Origin of the sequence: Flavobacterium sp. JLP, assembly GCF_015350755.1 — a bacterium.
Classification (GTDB): Bacteria; Bacteroidota; Bacteroidia; order Flavobacteriales; family Flavobacteriaceae; genus Flavobacterium.
In genome coordinates this window covers 791,307-817,511 of record NZ_JADKPS010000001.1, presented here as the reverse complement: position 1 = coordinate 817,511, position 26,205 = coordinate 791,307, and the positions used below count along the sequence as shown (strand labels likewise).

22 protein-coding genes and 1 pseudogene are annotated in these 26,205 nt (G+C 30.4%); 21 read left to right on the top strand and 2 right to left on the bottom strand.

Going from position 1 to position 26,205, the window contains the following annotated elements:
• Positions 1 to 4: 4 nt before the first annotated feature.
• From IRZ83_RS03700 to IRZ83_RS03690, 3 genes are all read left to right on the top strand, one after another.
• On the top strand, positions 5 to 1,195 hold the full coding sequence (locus IRZ83_RS03700; protein ID WP_194566915.1) for a DUF3298 domain-containing protein: 1,191 nt from the start codon (positions 5 to 7) through the stop codon (positions 1,193 to 1,195).
• 71 nt (positions 1,196 to 1,266) lie between these two features.
• Complete coding sequence (locus tag IRZ83_RS03695) at positions 1,267 to 3,987, top strand: DNA gyrase/topoisomerase IV subunit A (protein ID WP_194566913.1); 2,721 nt, start codon at positions 1,267 to 1,269, stop codon at positions 3,985 to 3,987.
• A 211-nt stretch (positions 3,988 to 4,198) separates the two neighbouring features.
• Positions 4,199 to 4,939 (top strand): hypothetical protein, encoded by a 741-nt coding sequence (locus IRZ83_RS03690; protein ID WP_194566911.1) that lies wholly within the window; start codon positions 4,199 to 4,201, stop codon positions 4,937 to 4,939.
• Positions 4,940 to 5,022: 83 nt separating this feature from the next.
• Here IRZ83_RS03690 and IRZ83_RS03685 read toward each other — a convergent pair whose 3' ends face one another.
• Together IRZ83_RS03685 and IRZ83_RS03680 are read right to left on the bottom strand one after the other, a co-directional pair.
• Positions 5,023 to 7,482, bottom strand: a complete 2,460-nt coding sequence (locus IRZ83_RS03685) for an AAA family ATPase (RefSeq protein WP_194566909.1) — start codon at positions 7,480 to 7,482, stop codon at positions 5,023 to 5,025.
• A gap of 5 nt (positions 7,483 to 7,487) precedes the next feature.
• A complete protein-coding gene (locus IRZ83_RS03680; protein ID WP_194566907.1) occupies positions 7,488 to 8,543 on the bottom strand; it encodes a PKD domain-containing protein in 1,056 nt (351 codons plus the stop codon).
• A gap of 359 nt (positions 8,544 to 8,902) precedes the next feature.
• Here IRZ83_RS03680 and IRZ83_RS03675 point away from each other — a divergent pair, with 359 nt between their 5' ends.
• The 18 genes and pseudogenes from IRZ83_RS03675 (at position 8,903) to tssD (IRZ83_RS03590) (ending at position 26,195) form a co-directional block, all read left to right on the top strand.
• Positions 8,903 to 9,418 carry a C40 family peptidase gene (locus IRZ83_RS03675; protein ID WP_228520655.1) on the top strand — a complete coding sequence of 172 codons (516 nt, stop codon included), beginning with the start codon at positions 8,903 to 8,905 and terminating at the stop codon, positions 9,416 to 9,418.
• Positions 9,396 to 10,346 carry a type VI secretion system baseplate subunit TssG gene (locus IRZ83_RS03670; RefSeq protein WP_194566905.1) on the top strand — a complete coding sequence of 317 codons (951 nt, stop codon included), beginning with the start codon at positions 9,396 to 9,398 and terminating at the stop codon, positions 10,344 to 10,346. The genes IRZ83_RS03675 and IRZ83_RS03670 overlap by 23 nt, the downstream gene beginning before the upstream one ends.
• A 1-nt stretch (position 10,347) precedes the next feature.
• Positions 10,348 to 11,301 carry a TssN family type VI secretion system protein gene (locus IRZ83_RS03665; protein WP_194566903.1) on the top strand — a complete coding sequence of 318 codons (954 nt, stop codon included), beginning with the start codon at positions 10,348 to 10,350 and terminating at the stop codon, positions 11,299 to 11,301.
• Positions 11,302 to 11,334: 33 nt separating this feature from the next.
• A complete protein-coding gene (locus IRZ83_RS03660; protein ID WP_194566901.1) occupies positions 11,335 to 12,390 on the top strand; it encodes a peptidoglycan-binding protein LysM in 1,056 nt (351 codons plus the stop codon).
• A 44-nt stretch (positions 12,391 to 12,434) separates the two neighbouring features.
• Positions 12,435 to 12,932, top strand: a complete 498-nt coding sequence (locus IRZ83_RS03655; RefSeq protein ID WP_194566899.1) for a DUF4280 domain-containing protein — start codon at positions 12,435 to 12,437, stop codon at positions 12,930 to 12,932.
• Positions 12,933 to 12,963: 31 nt separating this feature from the next.
• Positions 12,964 to 16,035, top strand: coding sequence for a peptidoglycan DD-metalloendopeptidase family protein (locus IRZ83_RS03650; RefSeq protein ID WP_194566897.1), 3,072 nt, complete (start codon positions 12,964 to 12,966; stop codon positions 16,033 to 16,035).
• The gene (locus IRZ83_RS03645; RefSeq protein ID WP_194566895.1) at positions 16,032 to 16,991 is read left to right on the top strand and encodes a hypothetical protein; all 960 of its coding nucleotides are present in this window, start codon (positions 16,032 to 16,034) and stop codon (positions 16,989 to 16,991) included. The genes IRZ83_RS03650 and IRZ83_RS03645 overlap by 4 nt, the downstream gene beginning before the upstream one ends.
• A gap of 253 nt (positions 16,992 to 17,244) precedes the next feature.
• Positions 17,245 to 17,898 carry a hypothetical protein gene (locus tag IRZ83_RS03640; RefSeq protein WP_194566893.1) on the top strand — a complete coding sequence of 218 codons (654 nt, stop codon included), beginning with the start codon at positions 17,245 to 17,247 and terminating at the stop codon, positions 17,896 to 17,898.
• Positions 17,899 to 18,087: 189 nt separating this feature from the next.
• On the top strand, positions 18,088 to 19,275 hold the full coding sequence (locus IRZ83_RS03635) for a tetratricopeptide repeat protein (protein WP_194566892.1): 1,188 nt from the start codon (positions 18,088 to 18,090) through the stop codon (positions 19,273 to 19,275).
• Between the two features lie 447 nt (positions 19,276 to 19,722).
• Positions 19,723 to 20,892: a hypothetical protein gene (locus IRZ83_RS03630; RefSeq protein WP_194566891.1), complete on the top strand. Its 1,170-nt coding sequence runs from the start codon at positions 19,723 to 19,725 to the stop codon at positions 20,890 to 20,892.
• 22 nt (positions 20,893 to 20,914) lie between these two features.
• Positions 20,915 to 21,427 (top strand): type VI secretion system TssO, encoded by a 513-nt coding sequence (tssO, locus tag IRZ83_RS03625; RefSeq protein WP_194566890.1) that lies wholly within the window; start codon positions 20,915 to 20,917, stop codon positions 21,425 to 21,427.
• 48 nt (positions 21,428 to 21,475) lie between these two features.
• Positions 21,476 to 21,925, top strand: a complete 450-nt coding sequence (locus IRZ83_RS03620; RefSeq protein ID WP_194566889.1) for a hypothetical protein — start codon at positions 21,476 to 21,478, stop codon at positions 21,923 to 21,925.
• Positions 21,926 to 21,942: 17 nt separating this feature from the next.
• Positions 21,943 to 23,310, top strand: coding sequence for a DUF5458 family protein (locus IRZ83_RS03615; RefSeq protein ID WP_029269184.1), 1,368 nt, complete (start codon positions 21,943 to 21,945; stop codon positions 23,308 to 23,310).
• Between the two features lie 94 nt (positions 23,311 to 23,404).
• Positions 23,405 to 23,923, top strand: coding sequence for a hypothetical protein (locus tag IRZ83_RS03610; RefSeq protein ID WP_194566888.1), 519 nt, complete (start codon positions 23,405 to 23,407; stop codon positions 23,921 to 23,923).
• A gap of 59 nt (positions 23,924 to 23,982) precedes the next feature.
• Complete coding sequence (locus IRZ83_RS03605; RefSeq protein ID WP_194566887.1) at positions 23,983 to 24,696, top strand: hypothetical protein; 714 nt, start codon at positions 23,983 to 23,985, stop codon at positions 24,694 to 24,696.
• A gap of 5 nt (positions 24,697 to 24,701) precedes the next feature.
• Positions 24,702 to 25,133 (top strand): GPW/gp25 family protein, encoded by a 432-nt coding sequence (locus IRZ83_RS03600; RefSeq protein ID WP_194566886.1) that lies wholly within the window; start codon positions 24,702 to 24,704, stop codon positions 25,131 to 25,133.
• A gap of 146 nt (positions 25,134 to 25,279) precedes the next feature.
• Positions 25,280 to 25,666, top strand: a pseudogene (gene tssD / locus IRZ83_RS03595) (type VI secretion system tube protein TssD).
• Positions 25,667 to 25,802: 136 nt separating this feature from the next.
• A complete protein-coding gene (tssD, locus tag IRZ83_RS03590; protein WP_194566885.1) occupies positions 25,803 to 26,195 on the top strand; it encodes a type VI secretion system tube protein TssD in 393 nt (130 codons plus the stop codon).
• Positions 26,196 to 26,205: the final 10 nt, after the last annotated feature.

The following is a 26,205-nucleotide window of genomic DNA, read 5'->3' as shown; positions in this document are numbered from 1 at the left end:
ATTTATGAGAAAAACTATTCTGGGTTTATTAATAATGATGCTAGTTATTTCTTGTCAGTCAAAAAACGATGAGAAAAAATCAATTGTTACGACTAAGCCTGTAAACGAAATTAAAATTAAAAAAAACAATGATAGTTTAATTTACAAGATAAATGAAAATACTGTTGTAATAGGTGAGGATACTTTAAAGTTAGAAAGCCCATTTATATATTCTTTTGAAGGATCAATTAAGGACGGAAAAAAAATACAATTACATCTTTCTAATCAATTATCATCAGAGTATGGCGGGTATGTAAAATCTGCATCTCTTTATATTGAAGGAAGTAATGATATACTTTATTGTTATTTTGAAAAAGAGAAAAAGCAAGATTATTATACAGCCACAATCTATGATTATGATCATGATAATAAGGTTATCTCTAAACTAAAATTGTACAATCCTTCAACAGAAGGAATGTATATAGAATATATATTGGATAAAAAAAGTTATAAAACTTATCCAAGTAAAACATTTCCAGCATACAAATGTTACGATGAAATCGATTATACATTGTTTGATTCAAGAGAGGCTTTTAAAAAGGATGAAGCGATGAGGGAATTTACTCCTTCAAGAGATTATATTTTTTTTGCTGAAATTATTTCCAATGATGTAAATTTTGATATTCTGGAAACAAAATTAAAGTATTTGTATACCGATTCGTTGAGCATTAATAATTATAAAAAATGGAAACATAATTTTAGTGTAGAAAAATCTAAAAAAGAAGAAGAAAATTATAGTTCTGAAACTTTATCAGTTGTGTCACCAGTTTTTATTGATGCTAATATTTATGTAGTTTATGATTTCTCATACAGTTATATGGGAGGAGCTCATGGTATGATGCATACAGAATATGATAACTATGATTTGACAACTGGGAAAACGATAGATATTGAAAAATTAATAAATCTGTCTGATGACAAGTTTATAAGTTTTTATGAAGATAAAGTTAGATCAGAATATGCAGATGGCTTATTATCTAATGAAGTACCAATTACCCATAATTTTTATATTTTGCCTACAGGAATTACTTTTTCGTATGCACCATATGAACTCGTTGGTTTTGCAGGCGGAGAGCCTAAGATTTTTTTTAGTTACGAAGAATTAAAACCCTTTATTTTGAAAAACACAATTTTAGATCAATACAATTCGAATTAAAAAACATCAAACTTGAGTTAAATCAAAGTTTATCACAACAATTTTAAATTTATAATTTTCGAATATAAATAATGAAAGACGAAGAAGACGATAACATAATTCCAAACGACGACGAGAATAATTCAGACGAAAATCCTATTGATGAAAATCACGACGGAGAAGATGATGAAATTATCAACGTAGATGCCAAGCATTTTGAAGGCCAGCATTTTTACGAGAATCAGGAAGAAGAAGGAGAAGACGTTATTACAAAAGTAACAGGCATGTACAAAGACTGGTTCTTGGATTATGCTTCATATGTAATCTTAGAACGTGCAGTTCCTGCTATCGAGGACGGATTTAAGCCGGTTCAGCGTCGTATTATGCACTCTTTAAAAGAGCTGGATGATGGCCGTTATAATAAAGTTGCCAATGTTGTAGGACACACCATGCAGTATCACCCACACGGAGATGCAAGTATTGGTGACGCCATGGTACAAATTGGTCAAAAAGATTTATTAATTGACTGCCAAGGAAACTGGGGTAATATTTTAACTGGTGACGGAGCGGCAGCTTCGCGTTACATTGAGGCACGTTTATCAAAATTTGCTTTAGAGGTTTTATATTCTCCAAAAATTACAGATTGGGGTGTTTCGTATGATGGTCGTCGTGCAGAACCAAACAATCTTCCAGTAAAATTTCCATTGCTTTTGGCGCAAGGAGCAGAAGGTATTGCAGTTGGACTTTCTACAAAGGTTTTACCTCACAACTTCAATGAATTAATTGATGCTTCGATTAAGATTTTAAAAGGAAAAGCATTCACACTATATCCTGATTTCATGACACAAGGTATTGCCGATGTGTCGAATTATAATGACGGACTTCGTGGCGGACGCGTGCGTGTGCGTGCAAAAATTGCACAATTAGACAAAAATACATTGGTCATTACTCAAATTCCGTTTTCGACCAATACCACGACTTTGATTGATAGTATTTTGAAAGCCAATGATAAAGGCAAAATCAAAATCAAGAAAATTGAAGACAATACTGCGGCAGATGTTGAGATCTTAATTCACCTTTTCCCAGGCGTTTCTCCAGATAAAACGATAGATGCATTGTTTGCTTTTACAGCATGTGAAACTTCTGTAGCACCTTTAGGCTGTGTGATTGAAGACAACAAGCCATTGTTTATTGGAGTGTCTGAAATGTTGAAAATTTCAACTCATAGAACAGTTGATCTGCTTAAGCAAGAATTAGAAATTCAATTAGAAGAATTAAAAAATAAATGGCATTTCTCTACTTTAGAGAAAATCTTCATTCGTGAAGAAATGTACATTGATTTCAAATTATATTCTGACAGAGAATCACTTTACAAATATTTATACGATCGATTCGAGCCTTTCAAAAAATCATTCGTCAGAGAAATTACTGATGATGATTTACAAAGACTGACTCAAATTCCAATGATTCGTATTACCCGTTTCGATTCTGATAAGGCTGATGATTTTATTGCGAAATTAGAAGATGAAATGAAAGAAGTAGAGCATAATTTGGAAAATTTAACAGATTTTGCAATTGCTTACTTTACCAAATTAAAAGAGAAATACGGAAAAGGCCGTGAACGTCAGACAGAACTTCGTGTTTTTGATAATGTTGAGGCTACAAAAGTAGTTTTGCGTAACACAAAACTATACGTAAATCGCGAAGAGGGTTTTGTTGGAACAAGTTTAAAAAAAGACGAATACCTTACTGATTGTTCTGATATTGATGATGTAATTGTATTTTTGCGCGATGGTAAAATGATGATTACAAAAGTAGATGCTAAGACTTTTGTAGGTAAAGATATTATTCACGTTGCTATTTTTGACAAGAGCGATAAACGCACGATTTACAACATGATTTATCGTGACGGAAAATCAGGGCCATCTTATATTAAACGTTTTAATGTTACGGGAGTTACTCGTGATAAACCTTATGATTTAACCAATGAAACGGCTGGATCACAAGTAGTTTATTTTTCGCATAATCCGAATGGTGAAGCAGAAGTAATTACGATCTTATTACGCCAGGTTGGAACGATCAAGAAACTAAAATTCGATATTGATTTTGCTAAATTAGCTATTAAAGGCCGTGCTTCAAAAGGGAATTTGGTAACTAAATATCCAATCAAAAAAATAGAGTTAAAAGAAAAAGGAATTTCGACCTTATTGCCAAGAAAAGTTTGGTTTGATGATACTGTGAAACGTTTAAATGTTGATGCAAGAGGAGAGCTGTTAGGGGAATTTAAACCAAGTGATAAAATTTTAATTATCACCCAGTCTGGTAAATTAAAAGTTATTATTCCGGAATTGTCAACTCATTTTGATGAAGATATGATTGTTTTGGAAAAATGGAAACCTAAAAAACCAATTTCGGCCATTTATTACGACGGAGAAAAAGAACGTTATTTCTTGAAACGTTTTCTTGTTGAAAATGAGGGGAAGGAAGAAAGCTTTATCACAGACCATCCAAATTCGCAATTAGAGATTGTATCGACAGATTATCGTCCTGTGGCGCAATTGGTATTTGCAAAAGTAAAAGGAGTTCAAAAAGAAGATTTACATATTGATGTAGAAGATTTTATAGCAGTAAAAGGTTTCAAAGCTTTAGGAAATCAATTGACTGCAGATAAGTTAAAACAAGTCAACTTATTAGAACCACTTCCATATCAAGAACCAGTCGAAGAAATTCCTGAAAAACCAGAAATGCCAGATGATGAATCTGTAGAAACAGAATTAGATGATGACGGTCAAATAGGTTTGGTTTTAGATTAAAAATAAAAACCGTTAAGATTAATTTCTTAGCGGTTTTTTATCGAGATTAATGTTTTAGTTTTAAATGATTATTTTTTTAATCTTATTTGCTTATTACTTTATTCGATTAACATATTTTTAATAAGTCTTATATTGTTATAAAATTAACTTATTGTGGTTACTTATAACTTTTTTTGATTTTTAAATTAGCAATTCATTTAAAAATCAAATTATGAAAAAAATTTTATGTCTAGTTAGTGCCATTTTATTGGTATTAAATTCTTGTTCAAGTAATGATGCACAAAGCATAGATAAAACTTCTGAAGTTTTACTTAAAAAAACAATTATTACAGGGGCTGATAATTCCTTTTCTGAAGTGAAATGTTTATACGATGGAAATAAGATAGTTAGTAATACATCGAATAATGAAAATGAACTACGATATATTTACACAGGAACTAAAATAACAAAACTTGAATTCTTCGAAAGAGGGATGCTTCACAGTTATATAGATTATACATATAATAATGAAAAATTGGTTTCTAAAAGTAACATGTTGCCTAATGGTGAAAAAATAAGCGAAACAGAATATACTTATTTTGATAATGGAAATATAAGTTATTTGGAATCTATTAAAGCAGGATCTCAAATAGTTACAGTTTTAGGAGTTTATAAGTTTTCAAATGGCAATTTATTAAGTAGTGAAAAGTATGAGAATGGAGTTATGACTACAGGTGTATATTATGAATATGACAATAAAAATAATCCAAGTAAAAATATTTTAGGATTTAATTTATTATTAGATCATGATGTATCTGTTAATAATGTAGTTAAACAAACTTGTATTTCAAATTCAGGTGTAACCACTGAATTTACAAACGCTTATAAATATAATGCTAAAGATTATCCAACTGAAAAAATTAAAAGTTTAGTAAATCGAAACGCTAAGGAAACAACTCAATTTTTTTATTAATATTAGAAATTGTAACATCAATTAAAAATAAAAACCGCTAAGAAATTAATCTTAGCGGCTTTTTTGTATTGAAGTTTTTAGAATTAATTTTCTGAGATAGAGATTAATTCTTGTTTTATCCATTTTACTTCATTGTTTTCAATACTAACAAAAATAGTATCTCCGTCTTTTACTTCTCCAGCGATTATTTTTTTAGCTAAAGGTCTTCTTAAATGTGTTCGAATAATACTTTTAATCGGTCTTGCTCCGTATTTAGCATTATACCCATTTTCAGCCAGATAAAGTTTAGCTTCTATTGGAATATCGACTTTAATATTGATGTTTTTGAGTAAATCCATAAACTCTTTTTTCAAATGAATCTCAAATATTTTCAACGCATTTTCTTTACTGATAGGCGCAAAAGGTACAATTTCAGTTAAACGTCCTAAAAATTCTGGTCTGAAATAATTCGCCATAATTTCCATTAAAGAAGTTGAGGAAGGAATTTTACCACTATTAAAAGTTTCAACAATATGGTCTGCACCAATATTCGAAGTAAAAAGAATAATAGCATTAGAGAAATCACCTTCTTTTCCTAGTCGGTCGTGCAGTTTTCCTTCGTCCATAATTTGAAGAAAAACATCAAAAACAGAAGGATGCGCTTTTTCAATTTCATCAAATAAAACAATAGAATATGGCTTTTGACGAATTTTATTTACTAGCAACCCTCCGGATTCATAGCCTACATAGCCTGGGGGCGCACCGTACAACAATGCAGCAGAATGTTCTTCTTTAAATTCAGACATATCAAAACGTATGATTGCATTTTCGTCCTGAAAAAGAAATTCGGCCAAACTTTTGGCTAATTCTGTTTTACCAGTTCCTGTTGGGCCTAAGAAAAAGAAAGAAGCAATTGGTTGTCCAGCTTTACTCAATCCCGATCTTGATTCTAGAATTGAACCTGCGACTGTTGCAATACAATGATCCTGACCAATTACTCTTTGGTTAAGAACTTGCTCGATGTTGTTAAGTTTTTGTTTTTCTTCTTCGTTTAATTTTCCTGCTGGTATTCCTGTTTTTTGTGCAATAATCAAAGATAAATCAAAAGCTTCAATGTGACTGCGTTTATCTAATGCTTTTTCCTCCAGAGTTTTTAATAGTGTTTCAATATGATTTATGATAGCATCTGAATATTTAAAAAGTTCTTTGTTTTCTTCTTCAATGACCATTAAAAAAGTAGTTTTCTGCATTACATCACTTAAAAACCAATTACATTCTTTAATCAATTGTTCTTCTGATAAATTAGCTTTATTCAGCTTTAAAACTTCCAGTTTATCATAAAGTGCTTCTTTCCCTTTCAAAAAAGTTTCTCCAGAGGTTTTTAAAACAGACATGGTATGGTCTATCAAATTAATGGCAGATTCAGGCAGGCTTTTTTCTTTTAGATACCTTCTGGATAATCTAATAGATTCAGAAATAATTTCATCATCAATTTTTAGTTTATGATGTTCCTGATACATTTTAATCGATTCACGAATCATTCGGAACAAAGTTTCATTATCTGCTTCTTCCAATTTTACGATTTCAAACATTCCCGAAAGACCTTGTTCTTTTTCTATTTTTTTTGAATATTCATCGATTGTAGAAGTGGCTATAATATTTAACCCTTTCGCTAATTCGCTTTTTAAAATATTTGCAACTCCAGAGTCACCGCCGTTTTTGTCTAATAAAGTATGGATTTCTTCAATTATTAAAATGGCTTTAGGAAATTGTTTTAATTCCTGAATGCAGTTCTTTAGGCGGTCTTCAATTTCACCTTTATAAGATGCGCCGGCAATTAAAGAAGATAAATCAAGCTCAAATAACTGCACTTTATGTAGTGTATCAGGTACTTGATCCGCAATGATATTTTCAACTAAAGTATTTATCAAAATTGTTTTACCAATGCCACGATCTCCAAGCAATAATACATTGGGTTTTGAGAACCGACAAAGAATTTCTTTTATAGTGTTTAATTCCCCTTCACGTCCAATAGCAGTTAGTTTATTGGGTTTCTTTTCAAGGTTTTTATGCACAGAATACTTACCTAAAAATCCTTTCTTAATTTCTTTTTTGCTTGATAAATTTTCAGCAGAAGTTGTAGTTTCATTTTCTAATAATTCATTCCTTGAAATAGGAAAACTTTTCATCTGGTCAAAATTAAAACCAACACCAGGCGAACTTAAAGCGACAATAATAGCATATAAACTAATTTCATCTTCGTTTAATAAGTTTCTAACGGCTTCAGCTTCATTTATAATTTGATCAATTACATTAGCTGGTTCGGCATCCAAAACATGAGATGTTTTCGATTCCTCTTCAATTCTTACTTCTGCCCATTCATCAAGGAAATAAACATCTTTTCCCATTGCTTCCAAACGTTTTAGAAGTGACAAGTCTCTATTCAAGATAGCCTTAAGTAAATGCGATCCTGTGTAATATTGATTAGAATTATTTTTTGCAATTTTTTTTGCAATTTCAAACGCAGTCAGCAATTCAGTACTGAAAATATTTTCTTGTTTCATAACGATTAGTCTTTTACCCAGATCAGATATTTTTTTACTTTATAATTTATAGACATTCCTTTAATACAATTATCAGTTTTGTCTTTATTAAGTCTGATAGATTCTATTTTTATTTTTTTTCCTTTGATATTGGCACATAATTGCGCAAAAGTCAATAAATCTTTGTCATTTTTTACTGTCGGAATTTCGAGATCATCACATAAAAATTCGGCAAAATCATCTTTAACTTTACTGCCTTCTGCTACTTTATTTAATAAAATTTCAAATTGATCTTCAGATATTTTTGGTGCTTTTTTAATAGGCGCAATACTATCTTTTTGAGATTTATTCTTTGGGGCAACTGGCACATATTGCAGCATGTCTTCAAGCGGATCTTTTTTTGCAGTTCCTCTTGGCAGTGCAAAGGCTTCGGCATTTTTCTCGTAAACATAAGAGGTTACATCCAGAGGATTTGTTTTCTTAATAACTCGCGGATGCACATAAATTACTTTTTTGGCAACCCGGCTAAAATCTCCGTTTATAACAAGCGTAATCGTTTTTTCTCCAGGAGTTGAAAAAGTATATACAGGATTTGAAGAAGTTTCATCGATGCCTTTATTTTCTCCAAACGCCCATTCCCAAGTTTTAGCGTTTTGTGAAATAGAATTGAAATAAGTTGGCTGTCCCACAGTAATAATTTTCGAAGCAATAATTTGAGGAGTACCTAATTTGTCTAGAATATATTTGTCTTTTAAGATAAGTTCACGTGTATGTACACATTCTCCATTTATAGTTAAACTAATAATATACTTTCCTGGGTTTTTGTAAGTATGAAAGGTATGTCTTCGAATATCTGTGGGAGAACCATCACCAAAATCCCATTTCCAAGATTTAGCATTATGAGTTTTATCGTAGAATTCTATTGGTTCTTCACTCTGATAATGATCTGATAAGATATAATACTTAACATCTTCGCAGTTGACATGTTTAAAAAATTGAATAAGAAAAGAGATTATTCCTATTAGAAATAGAACAACGAAGACTAATACAACTTTAATATCAATATTCTTTTTATCTAGCATTATTATTTTAGGTTTAAAATAAGAAAATATTTACAAATATAAATTCAAATATTTTAAAAATGTAAAATAAATACTATAAAAACTTCTAATTTATAAAAAAATATTTTTTATGTTTGTAAATCTATACTTACATATTTAATTTTTTAAATGCCTAAAAGTTGTTTTACTGGATTATGATGAAATTTTACCTGACTAGCAATTTATTTCTCAGAGAAAAATGTTTTGTATTTTTTATAAAGCAAATAGCATTCTTTTTCGCTGTAATTGTATTCCTGAATTCTTGTGGTAATAAAAAATACATCGCTCAAATACCATTTAAATATGACTATTCTTTAGAACTTTTAAAGAAGCAGTCAAAAATGGAAGAAACGGGGTTAAAGAATAAAATTATCGTCAATGATAATTCTGAAAATCTTAGTGATGAAGTTTTGTATTTAAAAGAAAAATATTCAATTGTATTAGCAGTAACGCCTAATAAAATTACGAACTACAAATTGTACTCTTATTTCGACCCATGGATTAATACTCCTTATAAAGAAAAGACTTTTTCTAAAAAGGGAATTGATTGTTCTTATTTTCTACAATCATTGTACAGTGATGTTTATAAAGTAACGCTTCCTAAAGACCCTGCTGGAATGTGGAAGTCGAAGTCGATTCAAATTTTTACGGGCCGCACCTTTTTGGCTGAGGGTGATTTAGTGTTTTTTAGATATGATAAAGATCATCCTATATCAGATGTAGCCTTGTACTTGCACAATGATAGAATTTTAGCTTGTACAGACAAAGGATTGGGGATTTACAATTTTAATGATGAATATTTTCAGTTGCGATATATAGGTGCAGGACGTATAAATGAAGACACAAAGAAAAAATAAAAAAAGTCTTGAAAATTTAATTGAGGAAATTGAAAGCATTCCGTATGACATTCGGGCAGAAATTATTGCCAATGAATTGATTGAGAATGATGAAGTTTCTGCCGATGAAATTTTGATTTTAAATCAGGGACAGTTTTCGAGAGCTTTTAGAAGTGATGTTTTAGGCGCTGTAATTCAGGACGATAATTATATCAGGCGCGATTACATTTCGCTGCTTCTATCAAGAGACAGTATATATGATGCTCTTCCAGAAGGATTTGTTCACAGTTTAAATGAAAACAATGCTGATAAGTCTGTTCACCAGATGATTAAGGAATACAAACATCAAAAGAAACAGGAGAACGAAGCAAGAAACTTTTTTAATCCGTTTGAAAATGAAATTTTTCATTACCGAACAAAAATTGAAAGTGTAGAGAGAGATTTTTTATATAAACTAAATGGCAGTAAACCACTTGGTTTTTTCTATGATTTTTGGGGGTTATCACATAATTACCCGGCAGTTTTGGTTTCAAAATTTATTCAGCTGCTGCCATACGCTTATAAAATTGTAGGCGATATCGATTTGTCCTGTCGTTGTTTGTCGAGTATAATTGAAGAAAAAGTGTCTTATAAAACAACAACTTCTAAAGAATACAGCGAAGAAAGTGAACAGATTAATTTAGGAGAAAACAGGCTAGGGGTCGATTTTATTTGCGGTAACAAATACATGGATTATTCAATGAACCTGACAATCGAGATAGGTCCAATAGTAAATAATTCATTTGAAAATTATATTCATAACGGACCAATAAAAAGATTTATTGATTGTTTTTACGAGCATTTTTTTCCGATGGAAGTCGAGCCAAAAACAATCTTGATCATGAATCATGAAACAGAAGAATTCAATTTTAATAAACAGCCTGTGTTAGGGTATACAACACGTATTTAAAATGGTTAAAAAACATTTATTAGCACTTATTGACGTTAAGCTCATCGTATTTTTGGTAGTGATAATAGCGCTTTGCGGTATACTTACCTTATTATTTAGCGATAAGATAAAGGAATTTGGAACTAAATATAAGAAGGTATTCTATATCTATGTTTTCTCTTTTGTTCTTATCTATGCTCTAACAGCATTTTTGGGCAACAATAAATTATTTAATGAACTATCAGATGAATTTCTTTTTTATCAAATAGTTTCTGCGTTGTTTGGTGTACTTCATGTCTGGCTTTACCGATTTTATTTGCATGAATTTAACCAGAAAAACATGAGCATCGAACTTTTGTTTTCCCTGTTGGTTATACTTAATTCAAGTGTTTTATTCGCCATTATTTACACGGCATTAAACGGTATAAACTTGACTTTTTTAATGTGCTCGCATTTTCTGGTATTTATTGTTCCAACGGGAATTTACATAGTTTTTGAATTTATGATGCAGATACCGCCAAAAGAATTTGTAACATGGAAAATTCCGCCAGGTGAAAATCCTTTCCCAGAAATTGAAGATGTTGAAATGAAGGATCTTCTACTCATAACATTATTAATTCAAAAACAGGAAGACAGCAAAATTTATACTTCAATTAGATCGAAGGGACCTGTTAGAATAGATTTCGGGCCTTTATTTTATAATACAATCACAGGATACAATACTCAATATCCAGAAAGCAAAATAGCTTTACAGCATAATGGAGAAAATTACAATTGGGTATTCTTTCTACAGCCAAAATGGTATCAAAATGCAAAATATGTAGATGCTGATTATACATTAGGAATGAATGGTATAACAGAGAATTCGGTTATTATTTGTAAGAGACAGAAACAAGAAATAAGTAAATCTGACAAAGAGAATAAATTAGACGGTGAAGGTTTTACATACGAACCTAAAATTAAGAACGCAGAATAAGAATAGAGTTTTAAGAATCAAAAATTATTTGAAATGTATTATACAGAAGAATCTGATTTTTCTTATTACGGAAAGTTTCGCACTTATAAAATAATGGAAGGAGACAAACTGCAAAGTGTAGCTCAAAAGTTAGGTATAAGTGCTAGAGAACTTAGAAGATATCACAATATGTATTGTCTGGTAGCAGATTTAATAGAACATGATTTTAAACGCTATTCTAAATTTTTAATTCTAGCTCCAGAAAAAAGTATTTCCGATGCAAATGAAGTCATAGCAAAAACACCCAAAAATGTAAGCTTAGGAAAGGATAACAAATTGCCTTTTTTACCTAGGGGTATTGATAAGGAATATAAAGTAAAATATATTTCAAATGTTGATGATCAGAGTGATGTAATAGAAATGAATGTACGAGTAAAATGGCTTGCTACTGACAAAAATAATTTTCATTTGTTTGAGATAAATAGAAGATCTGTCTATATAAATAATACAAAACCCAATATAATTATGGATGAACTAGCAGTTAAAACTGGAGAGTTTTTATATCCATTAAAAATTGTGGTTGATGAATCGGGTAAGTGGATTGATATTTATAATTATGATGAAATTCAATGCCGTTGGAAAGATAAAAAAGAGGAGATTTTAGATTATTTTGAAGGAGAGGTCACTGAAAAATATGTTGAAAAGATAGAATATACATTAAAGAATTCAGAGAGATTATTGGCATCGCTGTGCTCTGATTATTTTTTGAGGACTTTTTTTAACGGTATAAATGTGAAGTATACAGCTGATTATGGATTTCAGAAAGATTTGATATTTCCATTAGAAAAGGAAGCAGAATCTGTATTTAGAGTGCATCACAAAATAGCGCCTAATTTGGATTGCACAGGTTTTATTAAGATAGAACAGGAGGGGCAATATGTAGATTCAGGCTATGGCTTTATGTATGGTTATTCTTCTGCGAAAGTCATTTATAAAGGTATATATTTTCTAAATCCGAATACTTATACCATAGAACAAATGAATCTGGAATGTAATATTGAGAATAAAAAAAATATAAAAACAACTATTAGAGTTGAACTTTTAGAGTAATAAAAAAAGCCAGACAATAGTTTAAAAATAGATAAAAATTAGCCATGAGTGGGAAACATGTAGTTGTACAGGGAGCGACATTAAAATGTAAGTTTAGCGTAGAGCCTAAAACAGATATATTAAAGGTAAAGACGCAGAAGAAGCATTATGCAAATGATAAAGATGCTGAAAAAAAACTCATTGCAACCGATAAAGAAATTGGGCAGACATTAGAGAAAAATACCTTTGGTAAATGTAAAATGCAGCCTAACGGACATGGCGATTACTTACCATGTCAGGCAGTAATTACTAAATGGAGTGGTTTCTATGAAAAAGTTACATTATCTAATCAGGGAAAAATATTACTGGAAGACAGCAAAGCCACCTGTCCTATTGGAGGATCTGACTGCATAACAGTTGACAAACATGGGCAAAAAGCAGAAGTGAGTAAACAGAATGTAAAGAATGCCAACCCTGCAGTGCAAAAGCAAATAAACCCTTTGGTTGATATAACAGAGTTGTTAGAAATTGAGCATACAGACGAAGGTATAATATATAGTTAAAATAGTTTCATTATTTTCTAAAAGTATAAAAATGGCAAAGGGAATAAAAAAGATAAAGAGGTTATCAAACAGCTATGAACTTGACAATTATTATAATGCTGGTGAAGTAATTTGTATATATCCAAATGAAGAGGCTTCGTTTCTCGTTGGCGAATGGTATAGTGAAACCACCGAAGAAGAAAAAAGAAGAAATATCACATGGCTATGGATGGATCAGCAAAAGAGAAGAATTTTTAATAAAACATTAAAACCAGCAGGAGTGCCTTATGGTGTTACCCTTCCCAGAAAATTATGTGGATTCTATGCTTTCTATTTAGAAGCCAGTTTATCTGGTGGACATGATGAAAGAAACACTGGATTATATGTATTTGGTAAATGTGAAAAAAAAGTAACTTCTTCCTCTTGGAGTAAAAAAGAAAATACGGCAGATAATAGTGAAATAAACTATGGGCATGACCTATTTATATCATTAGAAACAGAAGGTGTAAATGGTGAGACACTAACATTGGAATCATATAGTGCAAAAACAACAACGGCACCTATACAGAAAGTAAAAGTAAAATGCGTAGACGGAGCTCTTAAAGCTAAATTTACAACTATGTCTTGTTTTATGGCAGTTCCAGGATTGCCTAGCGATTTAGAAAATTTTTATATAAAAGTACTTGACATTACAGGAGAATACATTAAAAATGCAAACGGAGGCGATAAAATACTTCATTTTACAATAAAAAATGAAAGGGTAATGCCAGTGTTTGAAATACCAACTAATACAGCTCCTTTAAGAATAGAAGAAACACCTAAAGAGGAAGAAGTAAAAACAGAAGGTATTATAGATGCATATTTTGCTAAAGAAGAATTTTCGTTGGAAGCTCCAGAGACAGCAGGTCAATATGAATACGTTTTTCAACGCAAAAATGTTGATATTGATAAAGACAAGATTGCTGCCATTATTAAGAAAAATGTGGCCCCACAAGTAAAAGCAGATAAAAAGTATGCCAAACTTGATGATATTAAAAATGCTCTTACAAAAAGCACCTATGAAATAGGAGATTCTATCTCTTTTAATTTGTATAAGTTAGGAGCAAACTTTATAAAAATTAATAGTGCTCCACTTGAAGAGGAAGTATATGTAGTGGCAAAAACATTTTTATTGGACGGAAAAGAAGTATCTATTACAATAAAAGAGAAAGAGACCATTCTAATAGATGCAGATGCAAACGTACCAGTTTTAGAAGCCAAAGAAAACGGAACAGAACTTACCACACTAAAAGCAACAGTTGAAAACGGATTAGCAAAAGTAAAAATAAAGCTTCGCCCAAAAGCAGATGAAGATTTAAAAACATGGAAAGAAAAACTCCTTAAAGGAAAAAAAGAAGAAGCTTACAGTTATACATTTAAAAATGAAACTGTAATTACGGATACCAACAAAAAGCAATTTGCAACAATAATATTAAACAATGCAAAAGAAGGAAAACAAGGCAATACAAAAATAGCAACTGGAAAAACAGCATTTGTAGACGATGTAGAAAAAGCACTAGAAAGTAAAACTTACGGCAGTGGCACCACTATTAGTTTTGATACGTATAAAACACAAACGGAAAGTCTGTGGTTAAAAGCTGAGTGCCAAGGTGAGACTATTAAACATGAAAAAGAATTTTTGAAAAGAGATGGAGAGTATTTTGTGATTGGGAAAGGAAAATGCCCTAGATGTGAACAAGAAATTACTTTGAAACAAATAGAAGATTTATTTGGAGTGCATAGACGTTCTACAGCATTCAGAGAAGAAGTGGTAAAGTATCTAAATCAATTTATAGAACAACGAAAGAATACAGATAAACCAATACATCTAAATACTTGTTTGCGTAAAGCACATTTCTTTGCGCAAGTGGGAGCAGAGACATCAGGTATCAATACAGATTGGATTATTGAGACCGATGTTGTACCTTATACACCAGCAAATATTCGAAATGTATCCATATTTGGAGATCGAAGTGGTATATTAGAAAGACGCGGTCAAATTGAAACTTTTTGTGAAGAAAGGCCACAAATAAAATTGCTAAGTTTTTTGTATGCAAATGAGAACGGTAAAGGAAATGGAAATGGAAATGAAGGTAGCGGTGATGGTTATAAATACCGAGGAAGAGGATTAAAACAATTAACGGGTAAGGACAATTATATTAATGCGTCAACAACATTTAAGGAGATATTTCCAGATGAATACATAGATTTAGAAGCAAATCCCGATAAAGTTAAAGAAGCAAAATACGCAGTTTTATCTGCTATTGCTTATTGGGAAAAAAATGAGATTTGGAAAACTGCGGACACCCTGAAAGAATCTACCGACATAAATATTCAGAAAATCAGAAAAATGGTAAATGGTGGCTTAGCGGGTTGGAAAGATGCTAAAAAATTCTTTGAAAAAGCTGTACAAGTATTTAAAGTAAATGAATGCGGTCCAATAAATAGCTCATCTGGAGAATGGCATGATCCATTAGATAATCCAATGTTGTGTTTGTACTCTCAAGGAGGAGGTACTAAAAAACCTTGGCATGGCTCATTTGGACCAACAATTAGAGATGGTGTTAATAAACATACTGGAATGGATTTATTTGCAAAACCAGGAACTAATGTTTATTCATGCGTAAAAGGTGAAGTTGTGAGAAGCGAAATTAATAGCAGCATGTTTGGTGAATTAATTGTAATAAAAGTAATTGATGAAGAAACATTTAAATCGAGAAGAAAAAATCCTTTTGTGCTAAAGTATTCAAATAAATCAGAAATTGAATTACAGAATTTTGATCATAATGGGCCATTTTACCTTGTTTATGCTCACTTAAAAGAAAGAAAGGTAGCAATAGGAGATATTGTAAATGCTGGCAAAATTATTGGATTAACTGGAACTTCTGGGGAAAATGGTGTGCCATTTTCAACGAAAAATCCGCATTTACATTTCGAGATAATGAATGTGGAAAAACAAGCAGGATTAGATAAAAAGTGCAATCCAGGTGTCTATTTAACTTATAAAGATGAAGATACCTTAACTGATGCTGATAAAGAAGAACAAGAAGAAGTAAAAATAACCCCATCATATTGGACACAATGAAAAGAGTAATAAAATTAAGTCTATTGATATTATGCTATTTGCAAATACAATGTTACGGACAAAAAAAAGAAGAACTAAAAAAAATTAAAGAAGAAACAGTTTCAGAGAAAAAAAATAAACAAGATGAGGAAATATTTCAATTAGAAAAACCCATAAAAAAAACAGAGGGAGAATATGAGGCTGTTTATAATGGTTATAAAGTACTTCTAAATTCTAATTCCAACAATCAGGAATTAACTTTTTTTAAAAACAAAACAGAAATAAAAAAAGTATTAAATTTTTATTATGAAAATGGCGATATAGTTTTTAAACTTTATAAATCCAATTTAGATAATCTTGTTTTATTAATAGAAGGAAGAGATTACTATAGTAGCAATTTGGGAATATACTACATTGATAATAAATCTAATTCTATAATAGAAATTGATGATACATTAGTTTTTAGACAAGAAGATCCAGAGAAACTTGGAGTTAAAGACTTAATAGGACATATTTCAAAAGAAGGGGATGTATTAAAATCTAATTTTTATTTAGGGGATAAATTTTTATATGAGAAAAAATATAACATTCAGAAAAAGATACAGCAAAGTATAAAAACGTATGGAGACAATTGGCTTGGGATCTATCAAACACAAATAAATAAAAATAGTAATGATACAAATATAATGCATATTGTTTCTTTAAAAATAAATAAAGACTCAATAATATTTGAAGTAAACGGTTATCATGTGTCTCAAAAATATCTATTAGGAGCTAAAGAAGTCCAAAATAAATTAAAATTAGAATTTATAAAAGATTTATCTGAATATAATGATCCTCAAATAGAAAAAATACAAGATTTTGGGGTTGTTACTTTTAAAGATAATCTATATATGTTGCGTTGTCCTTATATTGATTTAAATTTTGGTTATGGCTTAAAGCAAGTATGCGTTTTAAAAAAAGATATATCGCATTAAATAACAGTTTCTATTATAATTGGGGTTAAATAGAAAAGTAAACATAAGTTTGAAAATTATTAGATTTTTATGTGTCACAATAATGGTTTTGTAACTTTTATGAATTAAACATAATATCTAAAATCGTAATATAAAAAGCTCCTTGACATATTGAAAAGAAAAGCCTCAGCTAGCAAAAGTTGTAAACTTTTGTTGAGTGAGGGATTCAATAAAAAAATAAGGAAGTGAAAGATCACAATAAATGAGAAATTATATGTACAATACTTTTTTAAAGTCGTTTATATTTTTTGGAATACTATTAAGTAGCTGTAAGCAAGATAATCAGTCTCATCCAAAAAAAAATGAAATAATTATTAAATCAGATTCTACAATTGTTTCTTCAATCGTTGAAAAAAATGATAGCAGTTACATAAAAAAAGAGATCTCATTTGACATCATTCATCCTTTTAAAGAAGACACTACCACAAATTCTTATATATGTTTTGATACAAGGTTAAGTTATAAGACAGATAATAGCTTTCTGTTAACAAAAAAAGACTTTGTAATTACAGATGTTGATTTATCTGAAACAAATTATGAAGGCCCTGGTTTTTCTATATATTCTTTTGAATCTAAGATCAATAAAGATATAGAAATAATTGTAATTGAAGCTTTAGCAGATATTGGTATAAACTGGTATTATATAATACTACTAAATAAAAATAATTTAGTTGATAAGTTTTACATCAAAGAACCCAGATCAAATTCTGAAATAACTCAGATAAAAGATTTTGTTAGTATCCTTTTGAAAAACACAACATTGATATTTAAGTTTAAAAAAGATAAAATAGCTAAATATTCAAAAGTTCCCGCTGACTTACAAAGTGATTTAGAATATGTTTACATTGAAAAAAAACTGAATTTATAAAAATATAACAATACTGAAAATTACTTTTCAAAGCTGGGTAAATGAGTATTTTTTAATAGATCTTAGAAATAAGAAACCGTTAGAATAAAATTATAAATAAATTAAGCTTCTTGCCATATTGTAAAAGAAAAGCTCCAGCTAGCAAAGGTTTTAGACTTTTGTTAATTGAGGAAATTTAAAATAGAAATTATGAAGAAATTAATAAATCTTATTCCAATTCTTATTATCATTTTTTTTAATTCTTCTAAGGCACAAGAGAAGGAACATGCCAATGGAATTACAAATAATCTTGTTAACGCTACTATAACAAAAAGTGGAGTGTATTATTATACACCAAATTTTAAAAAAATAGATTCTCTTAAAAAAGACATCGGTGAAAAGAATTTTTATGTTCTAGCTGACGATAACAACGCTTACTTTTCAGAAATATCCCAAAAAATAGGTAACAATCTAATAAAATTAAAATCCAGAAATGTTTATTTTGAAAATGAAAATTTTACTCTAAACATAGACTCTTTAAAAAATAATTGGGGAATTGTCGAGTATACGAAAGGAAATAAGCCAGTAATTTATTCTTTTGTCGACTATAATTTACTTTTAAGGGATAGAAATGAAAATGGTAATCAACTAAAGAATAATGATTTAGTAAGGATTGAAAATACATCATTATTTGTAAATAAAAAAGAGTATAAGGATTTGATTATTAATGAAATGGCATTGACAACAAGTTTGGAAAAATTTGATGATCAAAGTTTTTTTTTAACATATGAATATAATGGATCATCCACAAAAATGAAACAAGTTTATAGTTTTACATATAAAAACGATGCTATTTATTTAACATCTAAAGAAATTCTAAAATATGGTAAAGAAGGTTCATTATCTAATAAAGTGTATTTGAAAAACTATAAACTAACCGATCAATTGTATAGTGATTTGGAAGACATCGGAAGTTCTTTAAATGATTCATTTTTTAGGAATAAATCATCTGCTTTTACAAATTTATATGACAATTTTTATAAAAAAATTGGTATTCTAAATTTTACAGTAACAAATGATGATAAATTTATAAAGACTCCAGTCAATGAAGCTAAATATATTAAACACATTAAAATAATCGATGCGAATAAATTAAATGATGTGGCGTATTATTTAGAGCAGTCAGGAGCTTATAAAGAATCTATATTTTTTTTAAATAAAATTATAGATGATAATCCGCAAAGGGTTGTAGCGTGGTTAAATTTAGGGGATGCTCAATGGGAAAATTGTAAAATAAAAGATGCAAAAAAGTCTTATTTGAAATATATTGAATTAATGAAGTCTCAAAAGAAAGATTTGAATAAAATTCCGCAAAGAGCTTATGAAAGAACTAAATAGTACAAGAATAATGAAAAAACTCTAGGTAAAATTTAGTTTTCCTCGTTGCCCAGCCTTTCTTGTAGTATCATGCTGACACCTGAATATTTAAACCGGTCGCGCAGATTTGCAATGTGCCCACTACAATAAGCCATAATAAAAGTAATATAAAGAAAAAATAATGTTAACAAAGTATAAAGCTATCACAACAGATCAGGCTTATTTTCTAACAATAATTTCCTAAGGTATCTTAAATGAATAAACAACCAGATATAATTTTTTAGACAATCTTGTGACCAAATATTTTAAGAAATCAATCTCAAAAATACCACACTTAAAAAATCCAAAAACAAATAAACACTAATTACTAGCCACGGCTAATAATTAATAAAAACCTTATGTAATCATATATGCATGAGGCATTTTGCTATGGAATAAATTGAACAAAATTATAAAGAAATAAAAATCATGATAGAAAAATTAAATCATTTTCCGGTAAACTGGATTGATGGAATGAAGATCAACAAAAATCATTTTTTGGCCATGCAGGACAATGTTTCTGAATTGGTAAATGATGCAATCGGAATTCATACTACTCCTATAAGTTACGGTTTGCTGGATTCGGGAAACCACAGTAAACAATCGACCAAGATTACTTTAGGAATTGACAATCACAAACTATTACGTGTTCGCGTAGAAGAATGTCATGCCATTACACCCAATGGATCTAGAATCGAAATTAGTAAAAGCAATACCGATACATTAGATCTTCAGGTTCCATATCCAGAGGAAACTTACGAAATAAAAGACGGAGAACAGTTAGAATTACTGGCTTGTATTTCGGTTAATTCGAGAAAGAGAATTCCGTTTGGAGAACCTGATCCAGATGAGGTTCCGCCGAGATATCCTTATACACAGCCAGAATATAAACTCCATTTAATTAAATCAGAAGAGTTTCGTTCCGGAATAGGATATGGAGGTTTTTACCTGGCAATAGGAAAAGTCTTAGTGGGAGATACTACTGTACTTGACGAAAATTATATTCCGGCATCGGTTACTGTGGGCTGTAACCCAAAATTGGCAGACATGCAGGCGCAAATTGCAAGATCGTTTGGTCAAATTGAGATTTATTCGGTTCAGATTTCTCAAAAAATCAATCGATTTCAGCAAACCGGACTTTTGGCTCATGCAGTAATCCAGCTCTCAGATAATACAAGCTATTTTTTAGGCAATTGTTTAACACAGTTTCGTTGGTTTTCATTGCACCAGCATCCGGCAGCAATGTTAAGTACGGTAGTTTCTTTTGCCAGAGTAATGAAGAATTTTATTGATTCTAAAGCCGGTGCGGGTAAAGAGGAACTTCTAAATTATTTTGCCGAATGGTGTGACTTATCTCAAGGTGATTTAGAAATACTGTTTACAACCTTAATCAATACCAATTACGATCATGTTCACATAGATAAAACAGCAACACTCACAATGAATTTCCTTTCAAAAATTGAAAAGCTGTTTGACACTCTAAGCAAACTGGATTACATCGGGAAGAAAAAAGAAAACATCGAATTATTTGTGGCCGAAACAGAAAAGAAAGATATCGTGCACAATCCAAAAAGACACGGTTTTTTTATTAAAGATTAATTATTAAAAGTAAATACAAATTATGGAAGTATTAAATAAAAAAGAACGTCAGAAAGCATTCTTGGCTTTCCTGGCAGCATTCATTGTCACTTTTATAGTAATGCTGGTTGCAGTATCCTTTAATTTTTATATGCCGATTGCAGAAAATAAAATGCTCAAGGCAGAGAATGAAATGATGAAAAGAGAATACGATTATCAAACTAGTTTTTCAATTAAAATTGATAGTGTCAGGATGACAATAGACTCTATTAATTCACCAAAAGTAGACAATGATTTTCAGCAGCGTCTGGCAAATGTTATGGTGGCCAATATTTATCAAAAAATACCAAAAGATAGCACAGACAATAAAAAATTATATAACAATATCATTCTTGCTTACAAAAACATTATTGACTATAAAAAACAAATTAGAAGTCTTACCCATAATTCGCATTTGATAGACAGTTTAAACCAATCGGCTAAAACATATAAAGAAGAATTAGAAAAAGTAAGCAGAGATTTAGACGTATGCCGTCAGATCTATCAAAATCAATAATATATACTCAATTTAAAAATAAAATAATAACCATTAAAATTTAAAATTATGTTGTCAAACTATGGAATTGGAGGAAATGAAGTAAAACTGGATGCAGATGAAGCGATCAGTGCAATACCTCAAAACAGAACACTTGTAGCTCAAAAATTAACGGTTGATGCACCTATTAAGCCAGAATTGGTTGAAGGAATTACAAATATCGAAAAAGCGTTTGAGCATTTTAAACCAGAAGTAAAAGTAAATTTCGAAAATGCTGATGGAGCAACAAAAGTCGAAGCCTTAAAATTTAAAAATTTAGGAGACTTCGGCGTAAAAGGAATTACCGCACAAAGCAGTTTTTTATCTGATCTTGAAACAGAAAAAGACCAATATCAAAAAATCATTCGTCAATTAAAATCAAATAAAATTTTGAAAGCAGCTTTAGAAGATGGCGAAGCAAAAAAAGCATTGCTGGAAAGTTTGGGAACATTAATTAACGAATTGAAAGAAAATAAATAATACTAAAAGAAAAAGATATGTCAAACAAACAAGTACATCAAAATGACGCAGATACAGCAGTTTTAGAACGTAAAGTATCTGGTGTTTCTATTGAAAAGAATGTAGAAAAATTGGCTAAATATGGAGGATTCGATTTGCTGGAAATGTCTATTGAAGGCATTCAAAATCTTAATCCGGAAAGAAAAGCAAGAAGAAAAATATTTCTTGGAGAAGTAAACAAAACCAAAGAAAGAGAAACACTAAAAAAGACTTTAGAATTATGGTCTTCGATTTTAAGCAACAATGAAGCTTTGACAGATATGGTTGCGCAATGCGAAGATAAATGCAAAGAGTCTGAAGTATTATTAAAAAAGAACCTTGCAAAAGCTGTTCAAGACACCAGAGAAATTGAAGCGGCTTACAGAACCGTTGCATTGTTTTTCAAAAATACAGAAACAGACAAAGTTAAAAATGTTACGATTGTAAATGCAGATATTGAGCAGTTAAAAGATCTTGATAATACGCGTTTTATTGATGCAATTCATTCTGAATTAGTTGATAATTACGACCGTTTGGATCTTAAAAACAACTACGGAATTTTAGTTATTCCAGGATATTTGGGTTCCAATAAAGTGATTGAGAAATGGGCAAAAATCGCACACGAAAATAAAGTAATGCTGGTTACAGATTTTGAACATCTTGATGAACCAGATGATGTTATGGAAATGTTCGACGCTGCCTCTTTAACTGGAGGAGATGTTTATCGTTCCAACGTAATTATGACTTGCAACTGGCTGGTTGGGCGCGGTAGATTTGATCAGATTGGTGAAAACGAAGATTTGCATATTGCACCATCGGCAGCGTTGGCAGGAAAAATCTATAAAACTTTGATGTCTCAGGTAACTGCAGGTAAAAAATTTGGTGGAATCAATGAAGTTGACGGTGTAAAATTTGACCTTAAGAAAAGTGAAATCGCTAATCTGGAAAACCTTGGTTTAGTGCCAATGGTAAACGAGTACGGAAAAGTAATGGCTTTCTCTGCAAAAACATTATTTAGCGGCGATAACCTTGGTCTTCAAACCTATTCTGTTGTTCGTGTTTTTGATTATGTGACAAAAGTATTAATGGATTTCCTTAATCGTCGTGCGTTCGAAAACTTTACTGCAAAAACACGTAAAGAAATCATGAACCAAATTGTTGCTTTCCTTGACGGAATCACAGGTCCAGATAAACTTATCGAGAATTTTGAGATCAGAAGATTTGAGCAGGATCCTATTCAAAAAGATCGAATTTACATGGATATTCACATGAAACCTTATTTTCCAGCTAAAAACTTCCTTATAAAAATGGACGGGCATAAAGGAGATGACGGAACAGAATGGGATACAGATTACGAACAAAAGTAATTCTTAAATTATGATAAAAGGAAACACATTTTGTGTTTCCTTTTTAAACAAAACATTGATCTTTTTGAATGATCAAACCAAATAATTCAAATTCATGAAAGCACTTAAAATTTTATTTTTTGTCATCTTATTTTCTAATTCAATTTCAGCACAAAAAATAAATCCAATTGATACTTTAAATTGTCCTGTCTCGCAAAACGAATTATTGCTTGATAAAAAGAATTTTGCAAGTGCCCCGCCAATATTACTTCGCGTATTTAATGAGGAATATGAATATGCCGTTTTACAGCTTGGAAAGCGAAAACGAAAAATATACTTATACTTTAAAATCTTTACAGATAATGTATGTGTAAAACAAAAACAGCCTTTGGAGCTTTATTTTAAATCGGGAGAATTATATATATTAAAAAATTCATTTGCAGTTAATTGTGACGGAACAGTAGCCTTACAATTAAGAAGAAAGGATATAAAAAAATTAATGGCTAATAATATCAACTCGATAAAATTCTTCACACTAAAAAGAGACTATGAATTTAGTCCAAATGGAGCAGATAATCAGAATTTAAAAGAATATTTAAACTGTTTGAAGCTGTATAAAATTAAAAGGCGCTAACATTTTATAAGTGTATTTAAATTGATATTGAATTTTGTAATTATAAATTTTGAACAAACATGGCTATACCAGAATTAAATCTTTCATTAAGTCTTACCGATAACAACGGGTCTGTTTTTTATGCCGGCAGTGGAGAAGGAGAAGTTATCGTGAGAACCGATTCGGCTTTAAAACAGCATACAATTGATATTATAATTTCTGAAAAACAAATTGGAACGGTCAATTTGAAAACAAATTTAGGTTCTGCTTCAATTCCCAATGAAATTGAAGTGCCAACTTACCAAATGATAGTTACAGATAGTAAAACAAATGAAAAAGAAACGTATTTGGTAACACGCGATACTTACTTTTTTAAAGAACAATCATCAAAAAAAGGACTATGGAGTTTTTTGGGACTAAATTTTTTAGCAGCTAAAAATTTTCTTTTTGATAATATTTCGTTCGAACCATTAACAGAAGCTATAGAAAGTTTTGACATTTCTAAATACAGGAAATTAAATCATGATGAATTAACCTATACTTTTCAAAAAGGCGAACAGCAAATTCAAATTTATGCAGGTGACATTAACAATCTTGAAATTAAAGAAAGAACAATTTACTTTTTAATTGTTGACGAAAAAAAAGGACAGCGTTTTATTGGTGATATTTTGTACCGGAAAAAATTTTTAAAACTTACTCCAAAAGTCAACCTCCATATTGTAAAAAGAAAAATGGTTACCAAGGCCATTGAAACAAATATGAAAGGTCAGACACAAAAACTAATTTACATTTAACTTGCATGAAAGGAGCTTTTTATAAACTGCCAATAGATTTTAATGCTATAATTCAGAAGAAAGAACTCGAAAAAACTTCAATTGAGCATTCTATTGCGCAACAGGTAATTTTACTGGCCACAACTACTTTTGGCGAATGCAAATTCGACGAAACCTTTGGATCAAAAATCTGGGAAATTGATTTTGATTTACTGATGAACGAAAACACCTTAAAGGAAACTATTTCAAAAACAATGAAACAGTCCCTGCTTTTACATGAAAACAGAATTAAGGTAAACGAATTAAAAGTCGAATTATCAGAAACCCAATATTTCGTTGATAATGTAAGCAGATCTAAAAAAAGAGTAGACATCATTATTACAGCTACTATAAAAAGCACCAATAGAACCTTTGATTTTAGGGGATATTTTTTCGTAGGACCTTTATCTTATAAATAATTTTTTCTTAATAATCTTTGATATGAGACCTATATAACGGATTTATAATAATTGTAAGTTTTATTTTACAAAATACATCTAATTGTAAGAAAATAATTATATATTTACAGTATGATTAAATAAATTAATAACTAAAATTTTTCATTATGTCGTTTTTAACATCATTGACAGTTGCGGGTAAAGATTACAAAGTACTTAACGTAAGCTACGATTTAGCTCAGGAAACAGATGCTTCTGGGCGTCCGTCTACAGTAACACGTGGAGGAAGAATCATGATTGAAGTGTAATCAACTGGAAGTACAGAATTATTTGAATGGATGACTAATAATTTCGAAAGAAAAGACGGGTCGGTAAAATTCATTAAACGTGATTCTAATGCTACATTAAAAGAGTTGAAATTTACTGAAGCTTACATGGTTAAGTACAAAGAAAACTTTGATCATAACAGTGACAACCCGTTAACGGAAACTTTTATGATTTCTGCCCGTAAAATTTCGATGGGTGGAGGTGAGTTTGATAATGCCTGGGTATAATATTTAGGACTTTATCAAACTTGATTAAGCTTGAAACTATTAAAGGAAGTCCAGTAACTAGGGCTTCCTTTTTTATTAAAACGATGTTCCAAAACATCTTTAACCAAACGCTTTTAACAATCAAAAATATATAGGAATGAGTTTCTTAGCAAAATTAGAATTAGACAATGAAGTTTTTAATGTTTTAGAATTTGATATTCTCTTTACACAAAATGTTGATAATAACGGGAAGCCGGCTAATAAAACCAAAGGCGGACAAATTAAACTGGTAGTTGAAAGTACACAGACAGATTTATTTTCTGATTGGATGGTTTCGCAGACAAGCGTTAAAGATGGCAAGGTTATTTTTTATCGCCGAGATGCTATGAGTACAATGAAAAATATAACTTTTAAAAAAGGTTATTGCATCTCCTTTCGTAAAAGTTTTAGAAGCGAAGGCGCTGTACCCATGATTACGGAGATTTTGATTACTTCCAATGAAGTCAAAATTGGAAATACAATATTTGAAAACAATTGGAAAAACGGATAAATCTTAAAAA

Excerpts from the sequence above, each read along its gene's own strand:
- IRZ83_RS03645 (WP_194566895.1), top strand. The coding sequence starts at position 16,032 with ATGAAAAGAGTAATAAAATTAAGTCTATTGATATTATGCTATTTGCAA.
- IRZ83_RS03695 (WP_194566913.1), top strand. The coding sequence starts at position 1,267 with ATGAAAGACGAAGAAGACGATAACATAATTCCAAACGACGACGAGAAT.
- IRZ83_RS03700 (WP_194566915.1), top strand. The coding sequence starts at position 5 with ATGAGAAAAACTATTCTGGGTTTATTAATAATGATGCTAGTTATTTCT.
- IRZ83_RS03600 (WP_194566886.1), top strand. The coding sequence starts at position 24,702 with ATGAAAGGAGCTTTTTATAAACTGCCAATAGATTTTAATGCTATAATT.
- IRZ83_RS03660 (WP_194566901.1), top strand. The coding sequence starts at position 11,335 with ATGTATTATACAGAAGAATCTGATTTTTCTTATTACGGAAAGTTTCGC.
- IRZ83_RS03635 (WP_194566892.1), top strand. The coding sequence starts at position 18,088 with ATGAAGAAATTAATAAATCTTATTCCAATTCTTATTATCATTTTTTTT.
- IRZ83_RS03680 (WP_194566907.1), bottom strand. The coding sequence starts at position 8,543 with ATGCTAGATAAAAAGAATATTGATATTAAAGTTGTATTAGTCTTCGTT.
- IRZ83_RS03670 (WP_194566905.1), top strand. The coding sequence starts at position 9,396 with ATGAAGACACAAAGAAAAAATAAAAAAAGTCTTGAAAATTTAATTGAG.
- IRZ83_RS03665 (WP_194566903.1), top strand. The coding sequence starts at position 10,348 with ATGGTTAAAAAACATTTATTAGCACTTATTGACGTTAAGCTCATCGTA.
- IRZ83_RS03685 (WP_194566909.1), bottom strand. The coding sequence starts at position 7,482 with ATGAAACAAGAAAATATTTTCAGTACTGAATTGCTGACTGCGTTTGAA.
- IRZ83_RS03615 (WP_029269184.1), top strand. The coding sequence starts at position 21,943 with ATGTCAAACAAACAAGTACATCAAAATGACGCAGATACAGCAGTTTTA.
- IRZ83_RS03675 (WP_228520655.1), top strand. The coding sequence starts at position 8,903 with ATGGAAGAAACGGGGTTAAAGAATAAAATTATCGTCAATGATAATTCT.
- IRZ83_RS03655 (WP_194566899.1), top strand. The coding sequence starts at position 12,435 with ATGAGTGGGAAACATGTAGTTGTACAGGGAGCGACATTAAAATGTAAG.
- IRZ83_RS03605 (WP_194566887.1), top strand. The coding sequence starts at position 23,983 with ATGGCTATACCAGAATTAAATCTTTCATTAAGTCTTACCGATAACAAC.
- IRZ83_RS03610 (WP_194566888.1), top strand. The coding sequence starts at position 23,405 with ATGAAAGCACTTAAAATTTTATTTTTTGTCATCTTATTTTCTAATTCA.
- tssD (WP_194566885.1), top strand. The coding sequence starts at position 25,803 with ATGAGTTTCTTAGCAAAATTAGAATTAGACAATGAAGTTTTTAATGTT.
- IRZ83_RS03650 (WP_194566897.1), top strand. The coding sequence starts at position 12,964 with ATGGCAAAGGGAATAAAAAAGATAAAGAGGTTATCAAACAGCTATGAA.
- IRZ83_RS03620 (WP_194566889.1), top strand. The coding sequence starts at position 21,476 with ATGTTGTCAAACTATGGAATTGGAGGAAATGAAGTAAAACTGGATGCA.
- IRZ83_RS03690 (WP_194566911.1), top strand. The coding sequence starts at position 4,199 with ATGAAAAAAATTTTATGTCTAGTTAGTGCCATTTTATTGGTATTAAAT.
- tssO (WP_194566890.1), top strand. The coding sequence starts at position 20,915 with ATGGAAGTATTAAATAAAAAAGAACGTCAGAAAGCATTCTTGGCTTTC.
- IRZ83_RS03640 (WP_194566893.1), top strand. The coding sequence starts at position 17,245 with ATGTACAATACTTTTTTAAAGTCGTTTATATTTTTTGGAATACTATTA.
- IRZ83_RS03630 (WP_194566891.1), top strand. The coding sequence starts at position 19,723 with ATGATAGAAAAATTAAATCATTTTCCGGTAAACTGGATTGATGGAATG.